A 19,337-nucleotide genomic window follows, 5' to 3' on the forward strand; every position below is an offset into this window, starting at 1 on the left:
GGAAACCCGAGCCCACGCGCCGGACATCCCTTTATTCCTCAGGATAGCGCAGTGGGATTGTCGCCGAAGCCATCATGGTCATCGTCGGCAAGACCATACGACGACCCGCGAGGCGTGTCGTGAGCAGTCGTACCATCTTTGTGCGATGCAGGGGCCCTTGTACCGGTGTTAAACATGAGGTTCAGCACAATGGCGGCAACCGAGCCGATGCAAATCCCGGATCCTAGGAAAGTCTGCGCCCATGTCGGCATCTGTGAAAATAAAGTCGGGGACGTTGCGGGTAACAGCGCCAGCGCCAGCGGAATCGCCACGACCAAAATGTTTGACGAGTTAAACCGAACCGTGGAGAGTGTCCTCACTCCCGACGCCGCCACCATCCCGAATAAAGCAATCCCAGCGCCACCCAACACAGGTGCTGGAATAGCGGCCACGACTGACGCCGTCTTTGGGATCAGACCGAGCACGATCAGCATCCCGCCGGCGACCGAGGTTACCCATCGCGAGCGCACGCCGGTGATCGACAACACGCCGATATTCTGGGCAAATGCCGTGTACTGGAACGTGTTGAAGACACCGCCCAGCACGGTAGCAGCGCCGTCGGCGCGGAGACCGTCGGCAATTCGTTTGTCATCAATGGGGGACTCGGTGATCTCCCCAATCGCGACAATGTCACCGGTGGCCTCCACCATGGTGACCAGGGACACGATGCACATCGCGCCGATTGCCGAGGGAATAAAATGCGGCGCACCAAAGTAAAAAGGCTGTGTGGCCCCGATCCACCGCGCCGACGCCGTGGAACCCCAGTTCACCATCCCCAGCGGAATGCATGCCACCAGGCCTGAGAGCATCCCGACCAGCACGGAAATGCGGGCCAGCCACGCCGGCCCCCAGCGCTCAATGACAAGGATTAAAACTAAGACGAAACACGCGATCAGCAGGTTCTTCCCTGTCCCGAATTCGTGGGTGCCTTTTGCTTCGGACCCGCCACCAATCCAGTCGGCGGCTACGGGCATGAGGGTTGACCCAATAATGAGCAACACAGTGCCTGTGACCAGCGGCGGGAACAGCCGCAACAGGCTTGAAAACAGTGGCGCGAAGATGATCATGAACAGACCGGAGGCAATCACTGATCCATAAATGGCGGGCACACCATAGTGCGAACCAATACTCACCATGGGAATTGCCGCAGAGAACGTGCATCCTTGGATCAGGGGCAGGCGGACACCGAAGCGCCACAGACCAACAGACTGAACTATTGTCGCGATGCCAGCGACTAACAGGTCGGCAGCAATTAAATGTGGAATGTCGGACGACGACATCCGGCCAGCGTCAACTAACGCGTAGCCAACAAAAAGAGGCACAGCCACTGCACCCGCGTAGGCCGCCAGCACGTGCTGGAAGCCGAGAATGAGTGCTTTGACTGTGCCGGGCCAGGCATCGACGGCGATCGCCTGGCCTGAGGGGTTGGGAGAGTGGTTAGGGCTCGAGTGTGATGTGGTCTTAGCAGGGGAGCTCACAAACACTTAGGTTAGTCATGCACCACCTGCCGACGTTCATCACCTGCCAAGGTTCACTGCCCGACGTTCGCCGCCTACTTGAGTTCCATCAGCGGATCTCCCTTGGAGACACCCCTGCCCTCTTCCACATCCAGTCCGGTAACCGTACCGGACTTCGTGGCCTTCACAGGGTTCTCCATCTTCATGGCCTCCAGGACGACGACGGTCTCGCCTTCCTGAACTTCCTGGCCTTCCTCAACATTGACCTTGATGATGGTGCCCTGCATCGGAGCCACAACGGCGTCACCCGACACCGCCTTGCCGCCACCGCGACGCTTCTTCGACTTCTTCTTCTTGGCGCCACCATTGCCGCCGCCCAGCGCCAGATCGCCCGGCAGCGCCACCTCAACCCGTCGGCCGTCGATCTCGACAACGACCTTCTGCGACGGAGTGGTGTCCTCATCCGCATCGGTGTCACCCGCGTACGGCTCGATCGGGTTGGTCTCCATCCACTCTTGCTCGATCCACTTCGTGTAGACGTCGAAGGAGGAGCCGTCGCCGACGAAGGCAGGGTTCTTCACGATGTGGCGGTCGAACGGGATCACCGTCGCCAAGCCCTCAACCTGGTACTCGTCCAGGGCGCGGGCCGAGCGGGCAAGCGCCTGGTCGCGGTCCTTGCCCCACACAATGAGCTTGGCCAGCATCGAGTCGAACTGGCCACCAATGACCTCGCCCTCATTAATGCCGGAATCCATACGGACACCCGGACCAGAAGGCTCAACATACTTCGTGACCGTGCCGGGAGCCGGCATGAAGTTGCTGCCCGGATCCTCACCATTGATACGGAACTCAATGGCGTGGCCATTCGGAATCGGATCTTCCTTGCGCGACAATTCCTTACCCTCCGCGATACGGAACTGCTCTTGCACAAGATCCCACCCGGTCACTTCCTCCGACACGGGGTGCTCCACCTGCAGACGAGTGTTCACCTCCAGGAAGGAAATCAGACCATCGTCGGCAACCATATATTCGACGGTGCCGGCACCGTAGTACCCAGCCTCGCGGCAAATATCCTTCGCCGACTGGTGCAAACGCTCATTTTGCTCATCCGTCAAGAAGGGGGCGGGGGCCTCCTCCACGAGCTTCTGGAAACGACGCTGCAACGAACAGTCACGGGTAGAGACCACCACATAATTGCCATGCATGTCCGCCACCACCTGGCACTCCACGTGGCGAGCCTTATCCAGGTACCGCTCGACGAAGCACTCCGACCGGCCGAACGCCGCCATGGACTCACGGACGGCGGAATCGTAAAGGTCACGGACCTCATCCAGACTGTGAGCGACCTTCATACCACGGCCGCCACCACCAAACGCCGCCTTAATCGCAATCGGAAGTCCATGTTCCTTGGCGAACTCGACAACCTCATCCGCATCCTTGACGGGTTCCTTCGTTCCCGGAGCCATAGGAGCATTCGCTGCCAGCGCGATGTGGCGGGCCGTCACCTTGTCGCCCAGCTTCCGAATCGAATCAGGAGATGGGCCAATCCAGATCAACCCAGCATTCTCGACGGCCTCCGCGAAGTCACCGTTCTCGGACAAGAAGCCATACCCGGGGTGGATCGCGTTCGCGCCCGACTTCTTCGCCGCGTCTAAAATCTTGTCGAAATTCAAGTACGAATCTGCAGATGTTTGGCCACCCAGTGCGAAGGCTTCGTCGGCAAGATGGACGAACGGCGCCTCGGCATCGGGCTCGGCATAGACCGCAACGCTGGGGATCCCAGCGTCCTTGGCGGCGCGGATCACACGAACCGCGATCTCACCACGGTTGGCGACGAGAACTTTCGTGATTTTTTTGGTCTCGATTGTCTTACTGTCGGCGGACACGAAACCCTCCTGTATTCGCTGTGCAACTCTCGGCTGGTGTGCATCAGTAGTCGGTCACGCGGGCAGGCCTGGGCTGGTTAACTATCGTCAACGCCCCATCATCAGGGATCAAGGGCATTCACTCCGGCCAAGCGGCGACGAACTCGCGGTAATCGTGTCCAGATGCACATATTCAATGGACAGCTTTAATTCTGGCACAATGGTGGCTAAGACCCGTGAACTTTGGCGAGCTGATCGCCCTCAATAGGGGGGCTAAATATGAAATGACCCGCAGCTGTACCGCGACAGGCTGATAAACAAAGTTCGCTACGAAATTCAATAAGGGGTAAATACGGGGGTAATAGATAAAAGCGGACTACATCAGAGCGGGCGGTCACCGCGCGCGATGGGCATCCCCACCATGTTCCCCCACTCGGCCCACGAGCCGTAATAGCTCTTCACGTCATCCCATCCCAACAAATAACGCAACACGAACCACGTATGAGCACTGCGCTCACCCGTCACGCAATAGGTCACCGTCGGGTTCGACGAATCCAACTCACCGAAAATCTCGCGCAATTCCTCCATGCTGCGGAAATTGCTATTCGGATACACCGTCGAATCCCATGGAATATTCACCGCGCCGGGAATGTGGCCGGTCCGCAACGTTGATTTCGCCGTCGACGACGAGGCGTCATCGGGGGTTCCGCCGCGGTATTCCTCGGGTGTACGGACGTCGATAAGCTGGGATGATTCGTAGGATGTGCGGAGGTCGCCAACGGAGATCAGTCCCGTCGTGCACACATCTGGCACGGGGTAGGTGGACTCCGGGTTCTCCGGGACGGCGAATGTTGTTTCTCGCTCGGCCCTGATCCACGCATCGCGGCCGCCGTTGAGCAGGCGAACATCGGGGTGCCCGTAGAGGGTGAAAACCCAGAACGCGAAGGCCGCCCACCAGTTGGAGTGGTCGCCATAGATAACGACGGTGTCTTCTCGGCGGATCCCCTTCTCGCGCATCAATCGCGCAAACGCTTCGGGGGAGATGACGTTTCTGGTGATTGGATCGGAGAGGTCCCGTCGCCAATCAATGCGAATGGCCGTGGGGATGTGGCCGAGATCGTAGAGCAAACTGTCTTCGTCCGACTCGACGACGTGAACGTCGGGAGTGCCCAATTTTGCCCCCAACCATTGTGAGGTAACAACTTTTTCCGGGTGGGCGTAGTCCTGAAGCAAGGGGTGGGGGTCAAGTGGCGCGGCCATGGTTCCCAATCCTATAAGAAACCTGGGGTGGGGGAGGGGGACAGTGGGTAGCGATCCCTTCTGCGCAAGTAACAGCGGTGGAATATAACCGCACTCGGGGGTGAAAACGGGTGGTGTTATTTCCCACAGCTCAATATCCAGCGTGGCCCGGGGAGGTCTATTAGTGTTTTAGCTGGTACATCCATTAATTCAGGGCTTGTGCAGTAGGGATTAGAGGACTCTGAAGATGGTAGTGACCTGCACCCACACCACATGGGGGCGCGAGACGTAGACGGTGCTCACCCTATATCCCACAGTGGAGAGCCGGGTTTACGTTGATAACACCAACCGACGGCAATACCGAGGAGAATAGCCAGTGCAGAAGAACATCGTTGTGTTCGAAGTTGAAGGCGGAAACGACAAGGGACCCGATGGTCACCGCAAAGACACGATGCCCATCGTTAACGCAATTAAAGCTCACGACGGCTGGGATTCAGAGGTCATCTACTACGACAACACCAAGGCCGACGAAATCTTCGAGAAAGTATCCAAAACCTCAGGCGGCTACATTTCTCGCGTGAACCCCGGCAACATTCCCGGTGGTGAAAAGGGCTACTTCGAGTTGCTTACCCGTTTGAGCGACGCTGGCCTCGTCGGCATGTCGAGCCCTGAAAAGATGATGGACTACGGCGCGAAAGATGCGCTGGTGAAGCTCAACGACACGTCGCTCGTGCCCTCGGACACGGCAGCGTACTACGACGTCGAGAGCTTCCACGAGACCTTCCCGAAGTCCCTCTCGTACGGCGAGCGCGTGCTCAAGCAGAACCGCGGATCCACGGGTTCGGGCATCTGGCGTGTTCGCATCGAAGACAAGGAACTAGCCGACTCCGTTGAGCCGGGCACCGCTCTTCCGCTCGACACCATGCTGGTCTGCACGGAAGCCGTCGATAACCACACCGAGCACAAGAAGCTCGGCGAGTTCATGGACTTCTGTGACCAGTACATCGTCGGCGATAACGGCATGCTCGTGGACATGCGCTTCATGCCCCGCATCGTGGAGGGTGAAATCCGCATCCTCCTCGTCGGCGACAAGCCCGTTTTCGTCGTTCACAAGAAGCCAGCCGCCGGTGGGGAAAACTTCTCGGCCACCCTGTTCTCTGGCGCGCAATACACCTACGACAAGCCGGAAGAGTGGCAGGACCTAATCGACGAATTCGCCGCTGTCCGCCCTGTTATTGCCGACAAGTTGGGTGGCGACGGCAACGTGCCGCTGATCTGGACCGCTGACTTCATGCTTGACGACGGTGAGGACGGCGAGGACACCTACGTGCTGGGCGAGATCAACTGCTCGTGCGTGGGATTCACCTCTGAGCTGGACATGGGCATCCAGGAAATGGTTGCCGACGAAGCAATCCGCCGTGTTGAGGAAGCCAACGCTTAACAGCTCTGACTGGTTGTTATAGCCCGGTTGTTATAACAATCTGCCCCCATCGATCTGTGATCGGTGGGGGTAATTGGTGTGTGGCTTTAGTGTGGCGCTAGTTCTGCTTTGCTGTGCGTCGAGCCTGACGACGACCTTTGCGACGTAACCACCACACGCGGATGGCGCCGAAAATGGACAGAACAATGACGAGGCCGATGTTGCCAAAGATGTCGAGAATGACGACGCCGATGCCACTTTGGCCGGTCGGATCCTGGTGCGCGAGGTAAATGAACGGGATGGCGAACCCGGCGTAAATCCCCGCCGCGGCGGTGTATGCACCCGTGTAGATGCGTGGCGTGAGGCAGGACAGTGCTGACGCTGATCCCACTATCAGAACCATGACGGCAACGATTTGATACGGCGCGGTGTTTGTCGGGGGAGGCCACGTCGGCATGGTTGTCGGTGACCAGGTTAAACACACACCGGCAGAGACCAGGGACGCCACGATTGACCAGAAGAAAATGGTGAATTCACGCGTGGCGGGGACGCCATTCGGGACTGTACCTGCCTCGTTGTTTTCCGCCTGGACTCCGGCTTGGTTATCCGGCACTCCACGTCGGCGAGCCGATCGACTCGCAGTTTCAATCCGGTAGGTCGCGCGGATGATGACGTACCACACCATCAGCGGGAGCCCGAAAAAGAACAAGACACCTAATAGAACTGACATCGGCTGTCACTCCTTATGTCGTTACTCGCTGCGCCGTCTATTCTGTGCCGACTACTTTGCGCCGAGCTGATCATCTATCAACGATGAGACACATGACGGATCAGAGTCCTCGAGGAGTTTCCGGCAGCGGTCGTATTCGTTATCTTCCCCAATAGCTCGGGCAGCGAGCGCAAGAGCAGCAATAGCTCGGAGAACCCCGCGGTTCGGCTCATGCGACCACGGCACCGAGCCCCATCCTTTCCAGCCGTTCGCGCGCAAGGCATCAAGGCCGCGGTGATAACCCGTTCGCGCGTACGCGTAGGCCGCAACGGCCGCATGGCGATGATCGTCGGAACTCTGAGCAGTAGTCACGTCGACAGAACGCAGTGCATCTTCGGCAAGTTCTGCCCATGCGAGTGAACTTGTGGGCACGGCGACGACGACGTCGTTGAGGTTCTTTCCCTCGTCAATCAGCGCTTTTGCGGGATCGGCGGGTAGTTCGACGGGCGCGGGGGCTAGGAAATCACGGTGCTCACTCATAGGCCCAGTTTAAATGCGCCTACATAACAATGCTAGGGACTGGATTGCCTGCCCTTCGGCGCGCCGGCGGCCACCGCCGTCGGCTAACTAGCTTCAGGCTCGCTATTCCCCGGCCCGATTCCGTGCTCAATACCGGCAATGATGAATTCAACTTTGCTGTCCAGGAAACCTGTTCCCGGCATGTCCTTCATACCGAAGACATCATCGTTGTCATCGGCCGATGTGGTGTACCGGTCAAGCGGAGTTTCTCCAGCGTCGTCGGTTGTTGTGAACGACCGCATCTGAATAAACGTGGTGATGGTGATATCCCCAATAAAGTCCACGGCGAATGACGCGGACGGGAACCCACCGGGAATATTGAGGCGAACCAGCCGATCAATGAGCCTTCTGAATCCAGGCAGAACACCGATAATGGCCTCGGGTTTGGTCATGATCACCGTGGGCGCCTCGGGATAACGGGAAAAAAGGTCCCATGATCGTGAGCTAAACAGCCTCAGCGCGTCCTGCCACGTCGTGGCCACGGCCGGGTCATTGATGTGCTCGGCAAGCTTTTGCATCGCCGCTGCTTGGAGTTCGTCCCGGGAGGAAAACATCCGGTACAGCGCCGGGGGCTTGATCCCGAGTTTGTCGGCAACCCCCCGGAGACTAAAAGTAGCGACGCCTTCCTCGAGCGCGGCTTGTACAGCCTGTTCCTTATCGAAGACGGGTTTGCGACCGGGCCCGGGACTCAAATTAATGACCATCCTTGTGCTGCTTCGCGGGCACTCCATAGGTGTTGGTACATTCCACTCGATGCGATGAGTTCATCGTGGGTGCCGACCTGCACAACGTTACCATCCTCATCGAGCACGACGATCTTGTCAGCATCGCGGATCGTGTTGAGCTTATGCGCAATAACAAGCACCGTCGAGCGATCCCGGAGGTCATTGATGGCCTGCTCGATGTTCGCCTCATTGTCGGGATCCAATGCCGACGTCGCCTCATCGAACAACACGATGGGCGCCTGCTTGAGCAAAGCCCGCGCGATGGAAACGCGTTGACGCTCGCCACCAGAGAGGCGGTTTCCGCCCTCACCCACGGTGGAGTGCCACCCACCGGGGAGCCGCTCAGCAATTTCATGAACACCGGCCAGGGCTCCAGCGTGGTACACGTCATCGTCGGTGGCATCGTCGTTTCCGACCTTGATGTTCTCGTACAGGGTGGTGTCGTAGAGATACACATCCTGGAACACCATGGCAATCTGTTCCATCAGCTGCTCAGTGGGCTGTTCCTTGACATCGACACCGCCGACGCTGACGCTTCCCGAGTCGACATCCCAAAAGCGGGCTATGAGGCGGAAGAGCGTTGTCTTTCCGCTTCCCGACGGGCCGACGATCGCAGTAAGACCGTGTTGAGGTGCAGTAAAAGACACGTCATGAACGACGGGGTTGCCGCTGTGGTACCCGAACGTTGCTGACTTCATTGCCACTGTGCCCGGTTCGGGGAGCGATACACGTTTGGCAGGCGTCGGCAATTCGGGTGCGGACATAATCTCTTCGACCTGCCCAATAGGCTGACGTGCAACTTCAATAGCCAGAGTATTGCCGACGATCTCCTCAAGGATTTTTGAGAATCGAAGCGACACACCGATGAATGCCACTGTTGCAATGGGGGTCAACGTGCCGCTTGTGCCCAACACTACGGCCACGATAATGAGCGCCACGGTGATAGCTTGTGCGCCGATCCCTGAGATCACATTGCCCGCCAGGCTCACCCACAGGTCTTTAGCATGGCTGCGGTAGTTGCCAGATCGTGCGCGGTCGAGCGGTTCATACGACTGTGCTCGCCCGGAGGCCCTCAGTGACGGCTGCGTGTGCGCAAATTCCACCACACGGCTGGCGAAGTCGATTTCCGTCGGAATAGTCATCCGTTCGCCGGCACGTTTCAGCGCGCGGGTTCCCGTCGTTAATAAAAGTATGACCGGAATGGCGATCAAGAAGACGAGCCCAAGTTGCCATGCCCAGAACCAGGCCAGGACGGTCATCACGATCATGGTGGTTAAACCACGAACCAGTGGCCCGAGGAAGTGCGCCGCACCCTCACCAATCTGCATGAGTGATTGGGTGAGGAGGATGGATAACCGCGAGGACATCGTGCGGTCGAACCACCCCAGGGGGAGCCGAGCTACTTTATTGCCGACGTTAACAGTGCAATTGCGCAGCAGATCCATGGCCGCCATATACCCGGTTGTTTGCTGGGCGTAGGTCATGATGGCCCCGGCGATGGCGAGAACAATGAGAACCAGGATCCATTGCGGCCATGTGAGCCCCATGGAGGTATCGCCATTGCTGTAGGCGGTGATGGCGGGGATCACCGCGAAGATGCCCACGCCTTCGATAATGCCGAGGACCACGGCAAACCACAGGCTGCGGGTGAACCTCTTATAGCCTTCGGCGGTGAGGATGTGCCGGAAGTCCTTAATAAGGAGCAGGTTACGTGCCCACGCAAGGGTGGATTGAGATTCAGAGCTCATTGTGCGACTCCTTGTGTGAGATGCTTCCAGAAGGGCTGCTCGGCCAGCTCATCGGCGGTGCCTTGGGCGACGATGCGGCCGTGCTCCATGACACAAATATGGTCAGCACCGGCGACGGATTCGGCGTGGTGCCCGATCGCGAGGACCGTCCGACCACGTGCAAGCTGGGCGAGTGCGCGTTGGATGTCCGCCTCACAATCCGGGTCGGTGGCGGTGGTGGCTTCGTCGAGGACGAGGACGGGGGCGTCGGCAAGGAGAGCGCGGGCGATCGCTAGCCGCTGCTTCTGACCGCCGGAAAAGTCTGTTTGCCCGCCGAGGGTGGTATCAAAACCGTGGGGCAGCGCTTCGATGTCGTCGAGAATGTTGGCCTGACGTGCGGCTTCGCGTATTGCGTCGTCGGATGCGTCGGGGCGGGGCAGCGAGATGATGTCGCGGATCGGGAGGTCCTGCAAGTAGGGGTTTTGTAGGACGAAGGACACTGTGGAATAGAGCTCCCGTTCGCTTAACTCTGTTAGCGGTGTGCCGCCGATGGTGATCGTTCCCGAATCGGGATCGCGGAAGCGGGCGAGCATTGTTGCAAGTGTGGATTTCCCGGACCCCGACGGGCCGACGAGGGCTGTCACCGTGTTGGGGCGAAGTCGGAGGTTGATATCGCGCAGGGCGTCGACTTTGCCGTCGGCAGTGGAGTAGGCAAAGGAAACGTGCGAGAAGACGATGTCCTGGTCACCAGCGCTGGCTGGAGCTTTGTCCTCCTCGGGATTGCGCTCCTCGGGATAAGGAATTTGTTCGGTATCCAGCACTCCCTTGAGGCGTAGCGCTGCGTTGCCTGCTTGCTGATACGCCCACGCCGTCGATCCCAGAACCTCAATCGTCCGCGGGAGGATCAGCGCGATGAGGGAACAGGTGAGAACCTCGGGGACCGTGACCCATCCCGCGCTGGCCATCAGCAGCCCAAATCCCACGTTGATGGCCATGAGTGTCGAGACCGAGATGAACGAAAGTGATAGGGCCGAGGCGCGGATGAGTGGCCCACACCATTCCCAATAGAAGGAGGCAAAGTCTTTACATGCCTGGGTAAAGCGGGCGTGCGTCTCTCCGGTTCGTCCGAAATTCTTGACGACGTAGATGCCCTCGGTCAGTTCGACCGCTGCGGAGGAAATATCGCCCAGTTTGTCGTCCATTTCGGCGGTTTTGGTGCCCATGTTTCTCATGGTGAGTGCTTGTAGCGCGCCGTAAATGGGGAACGTGGCGATGGAGAGGAGACCGAGCCTCCAGTCGACGATGAATGCGTACGCCAGGAGAACCAGTGGCCCGGCGACCGCCGCAGTTTGTTCCACGGGGGCGTGGGCGATGAGCGTATGCACTTGTTTGACGTCGTCGTTAATTGCTTTGCGCACTTTGCCGGTCGAGGTGTCGCTGAACCACGACAGGGGCGCCCGCGCAAGGGTCTTTACCATCTTGCTCTGGATCGTGTCGCGCAACCGCAAATCTGCGAAGTGCGAAATAGCCAGCGCAAGCGTGTACAAGAACGCCTGCGTCAGGAAGGCGTAGACAAGAATGATGGCGTTGCGTTTGATGTCGTCGTGGCTACCGTCGTTAAGAAGATGATCACCGATGTGGGTGAGTGCGACATAGGGGGCGACGGCGACGATGCACGATGCGAAAGCCAGGATCCTGCACACCAGCAGCCGGCTCTGAACTGGCTTGATGAGCTGTTTGAGTGCGGCTTGGCTGGCTTTTCTTTTGTTTGAGTAACTCTCGGCGGCAGCCGTCGATGCTGATTGTGACGACGGTGATGGTGTGGATGAGTCAGCGGTAACTGAAGTCATTGTTTTCTCCTTGGTGACGGATTACCGCGCGAGGCCGGCCCGCTCGAAATGCTTACGGCTCATGCGGACACCGAACCACCCTCCGATAATGCCGAGGATGACAACAGTGATTCCCCACCCCACGAGGACCGGCACAGAGAACAGTGCCTGCATATCGTTCGCGTAGGAATCGCCCATTTGTTCACTCACCTGCTCGTAGTAGCTGTCACTGTTAAAGACCATGGGCAGAAGGGGAACAATCATCCAGATCTGTGTCACTGCATAGGCGACGATGAAATTAGTGGGGCGAACACGGGTGGCACGGCCGCCTTCTGTGGCAATGAGATCGGCAATAAACCAGATGACGAGGCCAACCGGGATGATCCATATGGTGTGTCCCGGTGCCATGCCTAAGCCGATGATGAACCCGGTAAGTGTTAACGCGCCGAGCTTGGGAACGCGGGACACCAGCAAAGCGATGATGACCCCGCCGCCGATGATTCCTACCGCCCACCCAACGAACATGAAGGCTGGCCCAATAAAACCGACCATTCCGCAGATGTAGAAGAAGACGAAGTCAATGACGGCAAAGATAGCGATGTTGATGAGATCGCGTGTGGAAAGCGAAATCTTCATGAGCATCCTTCCAGGTGTAATTCGTGATCTGCACAGAGGCCGATCAGTTCTGAGTCGTGGGTAATGACGATGACCACTCGCCCGTCGATCGCGAGCTGCCGGAGCAGTGAGGCAATTCCACGTAGGTGGTGGGCGTCGACGCCTGACGTGGGTTCGTCGAAAATGACAATTCTTTTGTCGGCGGCGATGGCTGTCGCGATTGCTAATCGCTGGGCCTGGCCGCCAGATAAGGACAGGGGGTGACGGTCGGCGACGTCGGTGAGGCCGAGTTCCCCGAGTAGATGATCCGTGTCGGTATCGGTGGAGCACCCGAGGGTGATTTCCCCGGTCACGGTGTCGCTGAATAACTGACGCCGAACGTCTTGCAAGACGAAGGCACAGTGTTGTCGTCGACGACGACGGGGCAGCGGACGGCCCTCGTATTCGAATGAACCCTGCGCCTTGTTGAGGCCACAGATGGCGCGGGCCAAGGTCGATTTTCCTACTCCGTTGTGCCCGGTGATGGCCGTTATTTTTCCCGACGGGAAAGACAGCAGCGGGTAGGACAACACCGGGTGGTCCCGTGTGTAGGAAAACTGGAGGTTCCGTAGAACTAAGCCATTGTCCGACGGCGGAGGCGGAGGAACGTGGGCGTCGGTAAAAGACAGTGCGCGCAGCCCGCGTGCGGTGCGTTCCTCGCGGTCGAGGGAAAAGAGCTCTGCGCCCGTCATGTGTTCGACGACGCGGCCATGATCCATGCGGTAGACGTCGTCAACAAGATCGCGGAACAGGTGGAGGCGATGCTCGGCAATGACGAGTGTCTTCCCGGCGCGTTTGAGGTCGCTTATAATCTCGCGGAAATCTGTGATGGCCTCGGGTGAGAGGTTCGAGGTGGGTTCGTCGAAGAAGTACAGATCAACTCCGGCGACCAGGGCACATGCGCACGCGACGCGTTGGAGCTCGCCGCCGGAGAGCGAATCGATGCGCCGGCCGAGGAACTGCGTGATGTGGGTGTGCCGGGTGGCTTGGGCGATCTTGTCCTCAATCACCGCCGGCGACACGCCATAGTTCTCGAGGCAAAACGCAAGCTCGGTGTTCACGTGAGAAGTGAAGAACTGTGTGCGGGGGTTCTGGAAAATAGATGATGAATAGCGCCCAATGTCATGCAGCTGAGTCGTGGCTACGTCGCAACCGGCGAATACCTCGCCGTCGAAGTCCCCGCCATAGAAGTGTGGGACCAAGCCATTCATCGTTCGGAGAAGAGTGGACTTCCCGCAACCGGATGCGCCGACGATGAGCGTCACCGACCCAGGCGCAAGGTTCAGCGTGATATCCGATAGCCCGTAGGCAGGCGAAAGATCAGAGGGGTACTTATAGCTGATGTTACTGAGCGTGATCGGGGCACTGGGGGAGGCCGTCATGTGATCAACCCCCAGTCTTTCGCCATTTCGTAGCCTCGGAAAGTCATCACCACGCCGAGCGCGATGAGTATGCAGAGGTCAGTGGAGGAAAACCGGAGGTGGCTAATCGTGGTTCGTGGGCCTGATCCGAGTCCTTTGATGATGGACGCTGCAGAGAGTTCGTCGGCTAGACGGGCACCTGCCGCAAGCAAGGGGATAATGACATATTCGACAGTGCGGAGAGGGCCTATTGTGTTGAGCTTTCGTAGTGCTAAGGCCTGACGGATTGCCTGGATTTCGGCGACGGCCATGGGGAAGAACCGGACGATGACCATGATGGGAACGAAAAGAACACGTGGAGCGTGCATCCGAGTGAGAACCGCGCCAATCTCGTCGATCCGGATGGCGTATACAGCGGCAACTGTCGCACCGACGATCCCTGCGAATCGGAACATCCAGTACGCGATGAAGGTGAGGAACACGGAGACCGGTGAGTGCCATAGGTGGGGGAGGATGTAGAAACAGCCAGCCCAGACGACGATGAAAAGTGCCCACCCCGCAGAGAAGGCGAGTGGAGTGGTGGCAGCGAGAAATACTCCGATGATGATGAGGGTCAGGGCGATGAGCGGTAACGATGAGCTACCCATCACGACGAGGTTGCAGACAATCACGTAGAGCGCGAGGGTTCGTGGATCCGCATGTATGCCTCTGCGTGACCGCGTCCACATGTGTTAGCCCTAACTACATTATGAAAAATTAAAGCAATTAATAAATATAGGGCAGGTGGGCTGGGGTGTCAATAAGGTTTTATTTGATATTTCTCACCCGACGAGTCGACGTCGTCGCCGGGTGTGATTCACAGTGACGGTGGGTTTAATTCGCGTGTTCGGAGCGGTTCCAGAATTCAGAAACCTCGTAGCCGAAGCTGTATAGCGCCTCCCGCACAAGGGGGAGTGAGAGGCCAATGACGGAGGAGGGATCCCCTTCGATGCGGTCGATGAACCACCCGCCCATAGCCTCGAGTGTGAACGCTCCAGCGCAGTTCAAGGGCTCCCCGGAATTCGCGTACGCGCGGATATCGGCGTCGGAAGCCTGTGCATAATGCACTGTGGTGGAGACGGCACGGAGGAAGGTGTCCTCGTCCGTCACCGTGGTGTCCAGGTTGATAATGCAATGCCCGGTAATGAGTCGCGCGGTTTTCCCGCGCTGGTTAGTCCAGCGCCGGATCGTTTCCTCGACGGTGTGGGGTTTGCCTTGGAGTTCACCATCGAGATAGAGCATCGAATCCGCACCAATAACCACACGTGGGGTGGGATTTTCGCCTCCCGGGTGGACCGATGTGAGATGCCGCGACGCAATAGCCGTGGCTTTCGCGTGGGCGAGGGCGCAGACTTGATCTTCAGGGGATTTGTCGCGCACAGTGCGCAAAATGGCGTCCTCGTCGACCTCGGGCGGTTCGATGGCCGGCTCGACGCCAGCAGAGCGGAGGACGGATAACCGCGAGGGAGATGAGGACGCCAGAATGATCATGGTCCCATTAAAACACGAGTAAAACACGCCGAACCATGAGATCAGCGGGCTTAGTAGAACCTCAGGTTCGGGAAGTTCCCTGCATTCGACGTGTGTGTGTTCGTGAACTTCTCGTCGAAGCGTCCCCAGTTGTTCGGTGTCTCGGGTTCGCCATCGTCGCTCGCGTTAGCTGACATACCTGCGAACAGAGCCGTCAGGGCTGCCACTTGTGGCGCGGTGGGATTTCCCTTGATCACTTTAAGGAAAACAGGCTTCTTCTCAGTCGCTGTTCCGTCACCGGGTGCGCCCGTGTCCCCAGCGCTGGGTGTGGTGTCGTCCGCGTGTGAGCCGTCAGACATGTAAACTCCATTTCTCGCTGTTACTCCCGTGGAGGCCGTCGTCGTTAATAGCCGTCGTTAATAACGGTTACTAACGACGGAGGGGCAGGGAAGGTGGTCGCCCCTCGGCCACGTTGGTTACAGCGGAATGTTTCCGTGCTTCTTTGCTGGGACGTTTTCCACCTTGCGGTCCAGCAGACGCAAGCCTTCGATGATCTGGCCGCGAGTTTCGCTCGGCGGAATGACGGCGTCGACGAAGCCACGCTCTGCTGCAACATAGGGGTTGACCAGGGTGTCTTCGTACTCCTGCTCATACGACTTCTGCAGAGCAGCAACGTCCTTGCCCTCTTTAGCCGCTTTCTTCAGCTCCTTGCGGTAGACGAAGCCGACGGCACCGGCAGCACCCATCACGGCGATCTGAGCGGTAGGCCATGCGAGCGAAATATCCGCGCCCATGTCCTTGGAGCCCATGACGCAGTACGCTCCGCCGTAGCCCTTACGCGTGATCACCGTGATCTTCGGGACGGTGGCCTCGGCGTAGGCGTACAGCAACTTAGCACCGCGACGGATAATGCCGTCGAACTCCTGGTTCGTGCCGGGCAGGAACCCTGGAACGTCGACAAGCTCGATGATTGGAATATTGAACGCGTCGCAGGTACGAACAAATCGCGCAGCCTTCTCAGAGGCCTTAATGTCCAAACATCCTGCGTATTGCATGGGCTGATTGGCGACGAAACCGACGGCACGTCCCTCGACCCGGCCGAAACCGATGATGACGTTTTCGGCGTAGCCTTCCTGGATCTCCAGGAACTCCTCATCGTCGGAGATGTGGGTGATGACATCTTTCATGTCATACGGCTGGTTGGGGGAGTCTGGGATGATCGTGTCGAGTTCGCGGTCCGCGTCGGTGATGTTGTCCTCGATGGAACCCTCGAATGGATCGGCTGGGACTCGCGGTGTTTCGGCCCGGTTGTTTTGTGGCAGGTAGGTGATGAGTTCCTGCACGAAGTCCAGGGCGTCTTCGTCGTTTTCCGCGGTGTAGTGGGATGTACCTGAGGAGCTCATGTGGGTTGAGGCACCACCGAGTTCCTCCTGGGTGATTTCCTCGCCGGTCACGGTCTTGATGACGTCCGGGCCGGTAATGAACATCTTGGAGGTTTTGTCCACCATGATGATGAAGTCCGTCAGCGCTGGCGAGTACACGTGACCACCTGCGCACGCACCCATAATCAGGGAGATCTGCGGGATAACGCCCGATGCGCGCGTGTTGCGGAAGAAGATCTTGGAGTACAGGCCCAGGGACACGACGCCCTCTTGAATACGGGCACCAGCACCTTCGTTGATGCCGATCAGCGGCACCCCGGTCTTAATGGCCAAGTCCATGATCTTGACGATTTTTTCGCCGTACACTTCGCCGAGTGCACCACCGAAGATGGCGACGTCTTGCGAGAACACGCAGACCTTGCGGCCATCGATCGTTCCGTAGCCCGTGACAACACCGTCGGTGAGAGGGCGTTTAGCGTCGAGCCCGAAGTTCGTGGACCGGTGCCGGGCCAGGGAATCAACTTCGACGAAGGAACCGTCGTCAAGGAGATATTCGATGCGCTCGCGGGCGGAAAGCTTGCCGCGGTCGTGAATCTTTTCGATGGACGCTTGGCCCATAGGCATCTGGGTCTCTGCGAGACGCGACCGTAGATCGGCCAACTTGCCGGCGGTGGTGTGGATGTCTTGTGCGGTTGTATCTGCGGTGAGTGTGGCGGCTGTCATGTGGTTAAGTCTAGGCCCAAATACCAACAGGAACAGACTGAAACGTCTGCAATTCCCCCGGATGAGCCCCCCATAAAGAGGGAAAGGGATGGAAAGGAGCATGATGTGCCGGTGTGCGCTCTTTGTGGTTGCTGGGCGACCTCACTGCGTCATCAATACTTATGCTTCTCAATCCTTATGGTGAAGAATAAGAAACATGACTCACGACGATAAGCACGGCAAGAACGACGACACAGGCGACGAGCGACGGAACGCGCAGAACGGCGGAGATCCTTCTGCCAAGGGTGCTCAGGTGCCGCCGGGCAAGTGGTCCGACGGTGGCGATGCGTCGGCGAAGGGTGCGCAGGTCCCGCCGGGAAAATGGTCCGGTGCAGGTGATGCGTTCGCGAAAGGTGCGCAAGTGCCCCCAGGCAAGTGGTCCGAGAGCTCGCAAGGGGGCTCCGGCGAGCAAGTCAACCGCACCGACACCACGTCGCCAAATGATAATGAAAGTGAAAATGCGGGGGTAAGGCCACCGTTAGATCACGAGCGCGTGGTGAAGGCTCTGCGTGAGCAAGGGTGGAACGATATTGCGATCGTTGAGTCAACGGGATCGACCAACACTGATCTTCATGCCGCAGCCAGCACGTTGCCGGACCTTTCCGTTCTCATTGCTGAAGAACAGGTGTCCGGACGTGGCCGTTTGGGGCGAGCATGGAGCGCGCCGCGACACAGTCAGGTCACGCTGAGTGTGTTGCTCCGTCCGGAAGTGCCGCCGACGAAACTCGGGTTGCTCCCACTTCTGACCGGGGTGGCGGTGGCCGATACGGTTCGCTCTTATGGGATCGACGCCCGTGTGAAGTGGCCGAACGACATTTTGGTGCGGGGCGACAAGATGTGCGGAATCCTCGCCGAAGCGGTCAGTATGTCTGATAATCCCACAGTCGTCGTCGGGTTCGGGCTCAATATTGATCTCACGAAGGCGGAACTGCCCATTGATAATGCGACCTCGTTTGCCCTGGAAGGCAAGCATGTCGATCGAACAGAGGTCACCATCGCGGTCCTGGGCTCGCTGCTCGAGAGGCAGCGGCAATGGAGAAATGCTGGGGGATCGGCGTCGTCGTTTATCGACGATTACAAGGCGGTGTCCGCAACCCTGAATGAGTCGGTTAGCGCCGGGTTGCCCAATGGCGGAAAACTGACCGGCACAGCAGTGGATATTAGCGACGCAGGCGAATTGCTCATTCGCGATGCTCGGGGACAAATTCACACCGTGGCGGCCGGCGATATCACGCATCTGCGCTACTCATGAGCCTGTGTCCACGAGGTCGTGTCCCGTCGCCCACTATGATGTTGCAGCAGATAACACTGGGATACTGACGTTAATCATGTGACAATTGGTAAAACTGGTAGTTTTGTCGAGGATCCCGTCGCGAGCTACATACACCAAAGACCAATACACGTCGCGAAGGGACTCACGCTGAGAAGGGAGGTGCCCCACTGTGGCCATCCGAAGCCATGCGTACCGACCGACGGATGACCTCGACGAACGCGATGGCCGCAGAGGTTACGGAGGCTCCGGCCTGTGGGGCCAAGATGACAGTGGCGAGCCCCTCGACGACGATTCGTTGGAACCACTCCCGCCCTTCAACGGCGGCTTCCCCGAATACCGCATCGCGGACGATGAAAGAGTTCTCGTTGACGTCCATTCCAAACGTGGCACACTCGTTTTCCCAGTCCTAGAGACCATCCTCATCAGCGGAATTATGTGGGGAATCATCGGAATGATCGATGGCGCCGCCGGCCCCTTTGTCGATGGTGGCTTCGGCGGACTGCGCCAGTTCCTCCTCATAGCGTGGGTCGTCGCCGTTGCCTGGTTCTTCGCCCGCCCAGTCATGAAGTGGTGGCGCAATCGCCTCGTCGTCACAAACTATCGCGTCGTCGCTAGGTTCGCTAAGGACGACATTGTCGATATCCCATTAGACCAGGTCACCGGGCTGCACCGTCGTCGATCAACCCTTATTTTCGACGTCTACCGCATGCCTCCCTTGATGGTCCCCAATGTGGCAAAAGTACGCAGAGTAAAACGTGTGACCACCAGACGCCTGCGACACCGCTGGTAGCGGCCCCTATACTTAAC

At 58.4% G+C, this 19,337-nt stretch carries 17 protein-coding genes; 3 read left to right on the forward strand and 14 right to left on the reverse strand.

From position 1 onward, the window contains the following. Positions 1 to 38: 38 nt before the first annotated feature. From JMN36_RS09715 to JMN36_RS09725, 3 genes are all read right to left on the reverse strand, one after another. On the reverse strand, positions 39 to 1,517 hold the full coding sequence (locus JMN36_RS09715; RefSeq protein ID WP_236881862.1) for a nucleobase:cation symporter-2 family protein: 1,479 nt from the start codon (positions 1,515 to 1,517) through the stop codon (positions 39 to 41). Between the two features lie 74 nt (positions 1,518 to 1,591). Beyond that, positions 1,592 to 3,382, reverse strand: a complete 1,791-nt coding sequence (locus tag JMN36_RS09720; RefSeq protein WP_221924345.1) for an acetyl/propionyl/methylcrotonyl-CoA carboxylase subunit alpha — start codon at positions 3,380 to 3,382, stop codon at positions 1,592 to 1,594. Positions 3,383 to 3,742: 360 nt separating this feature from the next. Then, entirely contained in the window at positions 3,743 to 4,621 is an 879-nt protein-coding gene (locus JMN36_RS09725) for a sulfurtransferase (protein ID WP_204087400.1), read from the reverse strand. Positions 4,622 to 4,976: 355 nt separating this feature from the next. On the opposite strand from JMN36_RS09725, the gene JMN36_RS09730 reads away from it, so the two are divergent. Then, positions 4,977 to 6,041: a Cj0069 family protein gene (locus JMN36_RS09730; protein WP_204087399.1), complete on the forward strand. Its 1,065-nt coding sequence runs from the start codon at positions 4,977 to 4,979 to the stop codon at positions 6,039 to 6,041. Between the two features lie 97 nt (positions 6,042 to 6,138). Here JMN36_RS09730 and JMN36_RS09735 read toward each other — a convergent pair whose 3' ends face one another. The 11 genes from JMN36_RS09735 to JMN36_RS09785 all read right to left on the reverse strand — a co-directional run bounded on the left by JMN36_RS09735 (position 6,139) and on the right by JMN36_RS09785 (position 17,218). Continuing rightward, a complete protein-coding gene (locus JMN36_RS09735; protein WP_204087398.1) occupies positions 6,139 to 6,750 on the reverse strand; it encodes a hypothetical protein in 612 nt (203 codons plus the stop codon). Positions 6,751 to 6,801: 51 nt separating this feature from the next. Then, on the reverse strand, positions 6,802 to 7,269 hold the full coding sequence (locus JMN36_RS09740; RefSeq protein WP_204087397.1) for a DUF3151 domain-containing protein: 468 nt from the start codon (positions 7,267 to 7,269) through the stop codon (positions 6,802 to 6,804). Between the two features lie 83 nt (positions 7,270 to 7,352). Continuing rightward, positions 7,353 to 8,000 carry a TetR/AcrR family transcriptional regulator gene (locus JMN36_RS09745; RefSeq protein WP_204087396.1) on the reverse strand — a complete coding sequence of 216 codons (648 nt, stop codon included), beginning with the start codon at positions 7,998 to 8,000 and terminating at the stop codon, positions 7,353 to 7,355. Further along, positions 7,997 to 9,781: an ABC transporter ATP-binding protein gene (locus tag JMN36_RS09750; protein WP_204087395.1), complete on the reverse strand. Its 1,785-nt coding sequence runs from the start codon at positions 9,779 to 9,781 to the stop codon at positions 7,997 to 7,999. Before JMN36_RS09750 ends, JMN36_RS09745 begins: the two co-directional genes overlap by 4 nt. Beyond that, positions 9,778 to 11,610, reverse strand: a complete 1,833-nt coding sequence (locus JMN36_RS09755; protein WP_204087394.1) for an ABC transporter ATP-binding protein — start codon at positions 11,608 to 11,610, stop codon at positions 9,778 to 9,780. The genes JMN36_RS09750 and JMN36_RS09755 overlap by 4 nt, the downstream gene beginning before the upstream one ends. Before the next feature lie 21 nt (positions 11,611 to 11,631). Beyond that, complete coding sequence (locus tag JMN36_RS09760) at positions 11,632 to 12,225, reverse strand: MptD family putative ECF transporter S component (protein ID WP_204087393.1); 594 nt, start codon at positions 12,223 to 12,225, stop codon at positions 11,632 to 11,634. Continuing rightward, positions 12,222 to 13,625 carry an ABC transporter ATP-binding protein gene (locus JMN36_RS09765; protein ID WP_221924346.1) on the reverse strand — a complete coding sequence of 468 codons (1,404 nt, stop codon included), beginning with the start codon at positions 13,623 to 13,625 and terminating at the stop codon, positions 12,222 to 12,224. Before JMN36_RS09765 ends, JMN36_RS09760 begins: the two co-directional genes overlap by 4 nt. Further along, positions 13,622 to 14,332 (reverse strand): energy-coupling factor transporter transmembrane component T, encoded by a 711-nt coding sequence (locus JMN36_RS09770; RefSeq protein WP_204087391.1) that lies wholly within the window; start codon positions 14,330 to 14,332, stop codon positions 13,622 to 13,624. The genes JMN36_RS09765 and JMN36_RS09770 overlap by 4 nt, the downstream gene beginning before the upstream one ends. 145 nt (positions 14,333 to 14,477) lie before the next feature. Next, positions 14,478 to 15,134: a Maf family protein gene (locus JMN36_RS09775; RefSeq protein ID WP_204087390.1), complete on the reverse strand. Its 657-nt coding sequence runs from the start codon at positions 15,132 to 15,134 to the stop codon at positions 14,478 to 14,480. A gap of 50 nt (positions 15,135 to 15,184) precedes the next feature. Further along, positions 15,185 to 15,472 carry an acyl-CoA carboxylase subunit epsilon gene (locus JMN36_RS09780; RefSeq protein ID WP_204087389.1) on the reverse strand — a complete coding sequence of 96 codons (288 nt, stop codon included), beginning with the start codon at positions 15,470 to 15,472 and terminating at the stop codon, positions 15,185 to 15,187. A gap of 117 nt (positions 15,473 to 15,589) precedes the next feature. Beyond that, positions 15,590 to 17,218, reverse strand: coding sequence for an acyl-CoA carboxylase subunit beta (locus JMN36_RS09785; protein ID WP_204087388.1), 1,629 nt, complete (start codon positions 17,216 to 17,218; stop codon positions 15,590 to 15,592). Positions 17,219 to 17,414: 196 nt separating this feature from the next. Here JMN36_RS09785 and JMN36_RS09790 point away from each other — a divergent pair, with 196 nt between their 5' ends. Further along, positions 17,415 to 18,509, forward strand: coding sequence for a biotin--[acetyl-CoA-carboxylase] ligase (locus JMN36_RS09790; protein ID WP_221924347.1), 1,095 nt, complete (start codon positions 17,415 to 17,417; stop codon positions 18,507 to 18,509). A 190-nt stretch (positions 18,510 to 18,699) separates the two neighbouring features. Continuing rightward, positions 18,700 to 19,320: a YdbT family protein gene (locus tag JMN36_RS09795; RefSeq protein ID WP_204087386.1), complete on the forward strand. Its 621-nt coding sequence runs from the start codon at positions 18,700 to 18,702 to the stop codon at positions 19,318 to 19,320. The last annotated feature ends 17 nt before the right edge of the window (positions 19,321 to 19,337 follow it).

Origin of the sequence: Corynebacterium pseudokroppenstedtii (assembly GCF_019754945.1) — a bacterium.
GTDB lineage: Bacteria > Actinomycetota > Actinomycetes > Mycobacteriales > Mycobacteriaceae > Corynebacterium > Corynebacterium pseudokroppenstedtii.

What these genes read in the sequence shown, in the direction of transcription:
- JMN36_RS09790 (WP_221924347.1), top strand. Translation starts at nt 17,415, where the DNA reads ATGACTCACGACGATAAGCACGGCAAGAACGACGACACAGGCGACGAG.
- JMN36_RS09750 (WP_204087395.1), bottom strand. Translation starts at nt 9,781, where the DNA reads ATGAGCTCTGAATCTCAATCCACCCTTGCGTGGGCACGTAACCTGCTC.
- JMN36_RS09740 (WP_204087397.1), bottom strand. Translation starts at nt 7,269, where the DNA reads ATGAGTGAGCACCGTGATTTCCTAGCCCCCGCGCCCGTCGAACTACCC.
- JMN36_RS09780 (WP_204087389.1), bottom strand. Translation starts at nt 15,472, where the DNA reads ATGTCTGACGGCTCACACGCGGACGACACCACACCCAGCGCTGGGGAC.
- JMN36_RS09765 (WP_221924346.1), bottom strand. Translation starts at nt 13,625, where the DNA reads ATGACGGCCTCCCCCAGTGCCCCGATCACGCTCAGTAACATCAGCTAT.
- JMN36_RS09785 (WP_204087388.1), bottom strand. Translation starts at nt 17,218, where the DNA reads ATGACAGCCGCCACACTCACCGCAGATACAACCGCACAAGACATCCAC.
- JMN36_RS09735 (WP_204087398.1), bottom strand. Translation starts at nt 6,750, where the DNA reads ATGTCAGTTCTATTAGGTGTCTTGTTCTTTTTCGGGCTCCCGCTGATG.
- JMN36_RS09770 (WP_204087391.1), bottom strand. Translation starts at nt 14,332, where the DNA reads ATGTGGACGCGGTCACGCAGAGGCATACATGCGGATCCACGAACCCTC.
- JMN36_RS09775 (WP_204087390.1), bottom strand. Translation starts at nt 15,134, where the DNA reads ATGATCATTCTGGCGTCCTCATCTCCCTCGCGGTTATCCGTCCTCCGC.
- JMN36_RS09755 (WP_204087394.1), bottom strand. Translation starts at nt 11,610, where the DNA reads ATGACTTCAGTTACCGCTGACTCATCCACACCATCACCGTCGTCACAA.
- JMN36_RS09725 (WP_204087400.1), bottom strand. Translation starts at nt 4,621, where the DNA reads ATGGCCGCGCCACTTGACCCCCACCCCTTGCTTCAGGACTACGCCCAC.
- JMN36_RS09760 (WP_204087393.1), bottom strand. Translation starts at nt 12,225, where the DNA reads ATGAAGATTTCGCTTTCCACACGCGATCTCATCAACATCGCTATCTTT.